The 6,887-nt window shown below is 69.2% G+C and carries 2 protein-coding genes; both read left to right on the forward strand.

The window, feature by feature from the left end:
- Positions 1–203 precede the first annotated feature (203 nt).
- Positions 204–2,288 carry a methyl-accepting chemotaxis protein gene (locus QZ994_RS02455; protein WP_290867713.1) on the forward strand — a complete coding sequence of 695 codons (2,085 nt, stop codon included), beginning with the start codon at positions 204–206 and terminating at the stop codon, positions 2,286–2,288.
- Between the two features lie 12 nt (positions 2,289–2,300).
- On the forward strand, positions 2,301–6,887 hold a 4,587-nt coding region (locus QZ994_RS02460; RefSeq protein WP_290867704.1), incomplete at its 3' end, for an Hpt domain-containing protein.

A 6,887-nucleotide genomic window follows, 5' to 3' on the forward strand; every position in this document is an offset into this window, starting at 1 on the left:
TCCCGGCAGAAGCCCTGAGCACCGAGGGCATGGTCACGTCCTCAGGCAAGCAGAACGTCGACACGCACGCGCTCGCGTCCACGATCCAGCCTTCCAGCGGGCCGAACACGACGGCCGATTCGATCATTTCCGAGTCCGCACCCTCGGAGTTTCCGCCCGACTACCTCGACAACCGGATGGGCCAGGACCTGGCCGACGGCGGTATGCCCGAGGTGTTGTCCGGCCTGCCCCTGATCGGCCACCTGAGCCTGGCGCGCCAGCAGCGCATCCTGGGCGGGGCCCTGGCCGTGGGCGTGGTGGGGCTGATGCTGGCTGCCTTCCTGTCGGTGAACGCCGCCGACCGCCGTGCCGCCCAGACGGCAGCCACCGGTCAGGCCCTGATGCAGTCGCAGCGCCTGGCGAAATCGGTGTCGCAGGCCCTGATCGGCCGGGGCGAGGCGTTTGACGAGGTGGCCGATTCGTCGCAGGTGCTGGCCACCAACGTGCGAGGCCTGGCCCAGGGGGACAGCAAGCGCGGCCTGAGCGAGGTCTCGGGTGGGGCCAAAGAGGCTTTGTCGGCCGACCTGATGCGCCGCGTCGAGGGGGCCGAGAAAAACGCCAAGTACGTGCTGGCCCAGAAGAAGACCCTGACCCAGGTGAGCCAGGCGCTGCGCGAGGTGAACGCACAGTCTTCGGAACTGCTGGACCTGGCCGAAGGCATCGCGACGACGAAGATCGAACGTGGGGGGGTGCCATCGTCCGAAGCCATGGCGCTGAACCAGATGGTGATGCTGACGCAGCGCATCGGCAAGTCGGCCAACGAATTCCTGACGGTGGAGGGTGTCTCGACCGAGGCCGTGTTCCTGCTGGGCAAGGACCTCAACGCGTTCAAGGAAATCGCCGAAGGCCTGCTCAATGGCAACCAGGAGCTCAAGCTCGCGGCGTCGCGCGACCCGGCCGTGCGCGAGCAACTGGAAGCGCTGCTGAAGATCTTCGAGCGCACCCGCACCCAGTCGACCTTCATCCTGGGTTCGCTGCAGGGCCTGGTGGCCGCGCGCGACGCCCAGGTGGCGGTCATCAACGACTCGGAACCCCTGCGCAAGGGCCTGGAGACCGTGCAGCAGCGCCTGAGCGAGGGGGCCGGCATCGGCGGCTTCAACGTCGCGTTGATCCTGATCTTCCTGCTGACCTCGGTGGCCTCGGCTTACGGCCTGCTGCGCCTGTTCCTGACCGACCAGACCCAACGCGCCCGCATCGCCGAACTGCAACGCCAGGAAGCCGAACGCCAGGAGCGCGAAGCCAAGCGCGTGAACGACGCCAACCAGGCGGCGATTCTGCGGCTGATGAACGAACTGCAGCTGGTGGCCGAAGGCGACCTGACGCAACAGGCGACGGTGACCGAAGACATCACCGGCGCCATCGCCGACTCGGTGAACTTCACGGTGGAAGAACTGCGCAACCTGGTGGCCCAGGTGCAGGGCACGGCGCTGCGGGTGACCGACACCACCAGCCAGGTGGAAGAGACTTCGACCGAGCTGCTGGCGGCCTCCGACGAGCAACTGCGCGAGATCCGCGAGACCGGGGAGTCGGTGCTGCAGATGGCGGGCCGCATCAACGAGGTGTCGGCCCAGGCGCAGCAATCGGCCGAGGTGGCGCGCCAGTCGCTGGCCGCCGCTGACTCCGGTCTGGCTGCGGTGCAGAACGCAATCGGCGGCATGAACACCATCCGCGAGCAGATCCAGGAAACCTCCAAGCGCATCAAGCGACTGGGCGAGTCCTCGCAGGAAATTGGCGAAATCACCGAACTGATCTCGGACATCACCGAGCAGACCAACGTGCTGGCCCTCAACGCTGCCATCCAGGCCGCCTCGGCCGGTGAAGCGGGCCGTGGCTTCTCGGTGGTGGCCGAAGAAGTGCAGCGCCTGGCCGAACGCTCCGGTGACGCCACGCGCGAGATTGCCGCGCTGGTGCGCACCATTCAGACCGACACGCAGGATGCCGTGGCCGCCATGGAGCGCTCCACGCAGGGGGTGGTCGAGGGGGCCCGCCTGTCTGACGCGGCCGGTTCGGCCCTGGGCGACATCGACCGCGTGTCGCGTCGCCTTGCCGAGCTGATCGAGCAGATTTCCGCGCAAGCCCTGAAGGAGGCCGAATCCGCCAACGTGGTGGTGGCCAACATCCAGCACATTTTCGCGGTGACGGAGCAGACGGGAGAAGGCACCCGGTCGACCTCGGCCCTGGTGCGAGAGCTCTCCAAGACCGCGGAAGAGCTGCAGCAGTCGGTGGCCCGGTTCAAGATCTCTTCCTGAAGAGGGTGATGCATGGACAGCCTGCACCAAGATGCTTCTCTGCCCTCGGATGACCTCAGTGCACTGGCCTGGGTCCACGAGGAACTTCGCAAGTCCCTGGATGCAGCGCACAAGGCCCTGCACCGCTGCCTGAAGGAGGTCGGTTCGGCCGATGCCTCCGACATGGACGTGCTGGACCCGTCCATCCTGCGCTCGGCGCGCCAGCAGATCCACCAGGGGGTGGGAGCGCTGGAGATGGCCGGTCTGCCTGCCGGGGCGACCCTGTTGCGGGCCAGCGAGGCCGTGGTGCAGAAGTTCGTGAACCGGCCGCAGTCGCTGTCGGAGGATGCCGTGCGTGAGGTCGAGAAGGCCTCGTTCGCCCTGCTCGACTACATGGGCCGCCGCCTGGCCGGCAAGGCCGTGCCTGCCCTGGCCCTGTTCCCGCAGTACGAGGCCTTGATGGCCCGCGCCGGTGGGGCCTTGCCGCGCCCGACCGATCTCTGGGCCCAGGACTTTCCGGGTGGATCGCTGGAGGCGCCGCTGGCGCCGCCCGAGGGCATCGCGCCCCGTGCGGCCGATGGCGCCACGGTGGACGATTTCGAGAAGGGCCTGCTGGCCCTGCTGCGCCGAAACCAGCCTGGCGACGCCGTGGTCCTGGCCGATCTGTGTGCCTCGCTGGCCAGCGGGGCTTCACAGCGTGCAGCCCACCGCGAATCGGCCACGTGGATGCTGGCTTCGGGCTTCCTGGAAGGCGTGGCCGGTGCCCATGTGCCATTGAACGTGCACGCCAAGCGGGTGCTGTCGTCTTTGCTCAAGCAGCTGCGCGAGCTGGTCAAGGGGGAGGGGGTGCCCTCCGACCGCCTGGCCAACGAGCTGCTGTTTTTCTGTGCGCAGGCCGGGGCCACACCCCAGGCCGAGCAGTCGGTCCTCGCGCGCGTGCGCCGCACTTTCGGTTTGGAGAAGCACCAGCCGGTGGACCTCGTTGCCTCACCTCTGGGCCGTTTCGACCCAGCCTGGATCGCCCAGGCCACCAAGCGCGTGGCCGGTGCGAAAGACGGTTGGTCGGCGGTGGCGGGGGGGGAGTTGCTGCGCCTGGGGGGGCTGAACGAGCAGTTCTCGCTCGTGGCCGATTCCCTGCGCCGTCTCTTCCCCGAAGGCCCCGTGCTGGCCGAGGCCCTTGCGGAGGCCGTGGCCCGCACGGTGGGCAGCGCCCAGGCGCCCGAGCCCAGCCTGGCCATGGAGGTGGCCACCAGCCTGCTGTACCTCGATGCGTCGCTGGAGGACGGGGACTTCGATCACCCGGACCAGGCCGCTCGCGTGCGCCGCCTGGCCGATCGCATTGCCCAGGTGGGGCAGGGGCAGCCCGCCGAGCCGCTCGAAGCGTGGATGGAGGACCTGTACCGCCGCGTCTCCGATCGCCAGACCATTGGCAGCGTGGTGCAGGAGTTGCGCACCACCCTGGGCGAATGCGAGAAGCACATCGACGCCTTCTTCCGTGATCCGCAAGACCGGGCGCCCCTGGTGAATGTGCCGAAGGCGCTGCAGTCCATGAAGGGCGTGCTGGCCGTGCTGGGCCTGGACAAGGCCGCTCACGCCGTGGTCCACATGCGCGAGGACGTCGATCATCTGTTGCAGCCCGACGCCGACCTCGATGCGGCCGCGCAGGCGGGCGTGTTCGATCGCCTGGCCTCCAACCTGGGTGCCCTCGGTTTCCTGATCGACATGATGGGCGTGCAGCCCCAGCTGGCCAAGACCCTGTTCACGCTCGACGAGGCCACCGGGGTCCTCGCACCCGTGATGGGCCGGGAAAAAAAGGGCCCGCCGAGTGCCGCCGAAGACCCGGTTGAGGCCGTTGTCCAGCATGTGCAGCAGGCTCAGCGTGAAGAAGCCGTCGCCGCCGCCGAAGAACTGGGCGAGACCCTGGCCCGCGCCGATGCGCCGCTGAGTGACCTGAGCGAGCGCTTGCAGAAGCTGGCGGACACGCCCCACGTGCAGGAGCAGGCCGACCTGGCTGGTGAACTGGCCGCGGCTCAGGCCGCCCTGGACCAGGCCCGGGCGCAAGACGACGAGGCTTCTCTGAGTGCGGCCCGCGAGCAGGTGGCCCAGCTGGTGTCCGACATCGCGCAGCCTGAGCCGGGACCCGAGGCCGTGCCGGAGGTGGTTTTCCCGCCCCAGGCCCCGCTGGCGCCCGCGCCGGTGGCTGCGCCCCAGGCCACCGGTCTGGAAGAAGACGATGAGATGCGCGACATCTTCCTGGAAGAAGCGCGCGAGGTGCTGACGGACGCCCAGGCGGCCATTGGCGAGCTCCAGGCGCGTCCGGACGACGTGGCCGCCATCACCGGCGTGCGCCGCGCCTTCCACACGCTCAAGGGCAGCTCCCGCATGGTGGGCCTGGGCGAGTTTGGCGAGGCCGCCTGGGCCTGCGAGCAGCTCTACAACGCCTGGATGGCCACGCAAGCGCCTGCCAGCGCCGACCTGCTGGACCTCACCGGCGAGCTGCTGCAGCACTTTGCCGCCTGGACCGAGGCCATTGCCACCCACCAGGATGCCGGGTTTGCCGCCGCGCCCGTGGTGGCCGCGGCCGATGCGTTCCGCCTCCACGGCGAGCGACTGAGCCTGCCCGGTGCCGATCTGGCCCCCGAGGCGCCTGTTTTGCCTGAGGTGGCTGACGCACCTGCGCCGTCCGAATGGGCCGACACGGCGCCTTTGTTGTCCGAGGTCTTCGTGCCCGAGGCCACGCCACCCGAAGGGCTTTCCGCCTTCCCGACGGTGGACGAGCCTTTGGTCCTGGACGCCGGTCCGGACGCTCTCCCCGACACAGTCCTGTCCTGGGCCACCGACGAGGTGGTCGAGCAGGCCCTGGCCAAGCTGGCCCGCGAAGCCGAAGCCGAAGCCGAAGCCGCCTTGCCGCCCCTGACGGAGCCCATGCTGGATGCCGTCATGCTCGATGACCAGCCTGCCGATGTCGACTTGCTGGCCGGCCAGACCGAGTCGCCTCCCTTTGTCGATTCGGTGACCGATGCCGACCGCATCGTGCTGGACCTCTCGGAAGGCGATGCCCCGCAGACCCTGTCGGACGCCGTGACGCTCGACCTTGGCGCCCTGGACGAAGGTGAAACCGGCGCACAGCCCGCTGTGGACCTGCCCGATCTCGCCCTGCTGCCTGAAACGGATGCCGACGCCGAACCGGTGCCCCTGCCCGACCTGTCCTTGCACGAGCCCACCGAGGTCCATGGGCTGGACGAGGAGGCCGTGCCGACCGAACATGGTGCGCTGGACGAGGCACCTGCGGAGGCGACCGGCACGGCCGACGTCGCCGATTCGGCTGGCCCTGCCGACGCCGCCGAGCGCGACGAGCAGGTCAAGGTTGTCGGGCCGCTGCGCATCAGCATCCCCTTGTTCAACATCTTCCTGAACGAGGCCGACGAGCAGTCGCGCCGCCTGTGCACCACGCTCAACGAATGGGCGCTGGAGCTGCACCGCCCGGTGGGCGATGACACCATCGCCCTGGCGCACTCCCTGGCCGGCAACTCCGCGGCCGTGGGTTACACCGAGCTGTCGCAACTGGCCCGCCTGCTGGAGCACGCCTTGATGCGCTCCCAGGCCCTGGGCGGTGGCGAGGCCGATGCCGCCACCCTGTTCAACGAAGCCGCGGACGAGATCCGCCGCCTGTTGCACCAGTTTGCCGCCGGCTTCCTCAAGTCGCCCGACGCGCAGTTGCTGGCCCGCCTGGCCGACTACGACCACGAAGCCTCGCGCCGCCTGGAGGCCCGCAGCCTTGTGGGCGATTTCAACGACCAGCCCGAAGGCCAGGGCGGCCCGCGCCGCCACCTGCGCCTGGTTCACAGCGCCGACGAGCCCCTGGAAACGACGGCGCCTGTCGAGTCCATCGGGTCGCACACCGATCTCGACGTCGACCTGGACCTGTCGCTCGACGACACCCCTGACGCCTTCGACATCACCTCGCCCGCCCCCCTGGGCGTGCCAGAGTTCAAGCCCCTGGCCGAGTTGCCCGATCCGGTCGAGGTCCTGCGGGGTGCGCCGGGCATCCAGCCTGCCAGCCTGGACATCGACTGGGGCCACGAGGCCGACATCGACGCGGTGGACGCCATCGACGCCGACCTCTTCCCCATCTTCGAGGAAGAGGCCCAGGAGCTGCTGCCCCAGCTGGCCACCGAGACCCGCCACTGGCTGGCCCAGCCCGAGCACACCGAGGCCGCCACGGCCTGCATGCGCACCCTGCACACCTTCAAGGGCGGGGCGCGTCTGGCGGGCGCCATGCGTCTGGGCGAAATGGCCCACCGCATGGAATCCGCCATCGAGCGCCTGCTGGGCAATCCCCAGCGCCAGGCCGAAGACGTGGCCCCGATGGAAGGGCGGGTGGACCGTCTGATCGAAGTCTTCGAACAGCTCCGACAGCAGGATGCCCAACAGCAGGACGCCCAGGCCCACACGCCTCTGCCGCCTGCCGACCTGCCCGTGTCCGCCCCCTTGCTCCCGCCTGCCTGGCAGGCATCGCCCGCGATGGAGGACCTCGCAGCCGCCTCTGACGAACAGGCCGAGGCTTCTTCGCTCACACCGCCAACGCAGCTCACCCAGCCTGGCGTGGCCCTGTACCAC

It is taken from the genome of Aquabacterium sp. (assembly GCF_021768455.1).
In the GTDB taxonomy this organism is placed as follows: domain Bacteria; phylum Pseudomonadota; class Gammaproteobacteria; order Burkholderiales; family Burkholderiaceae_C; genus Aquabacterium.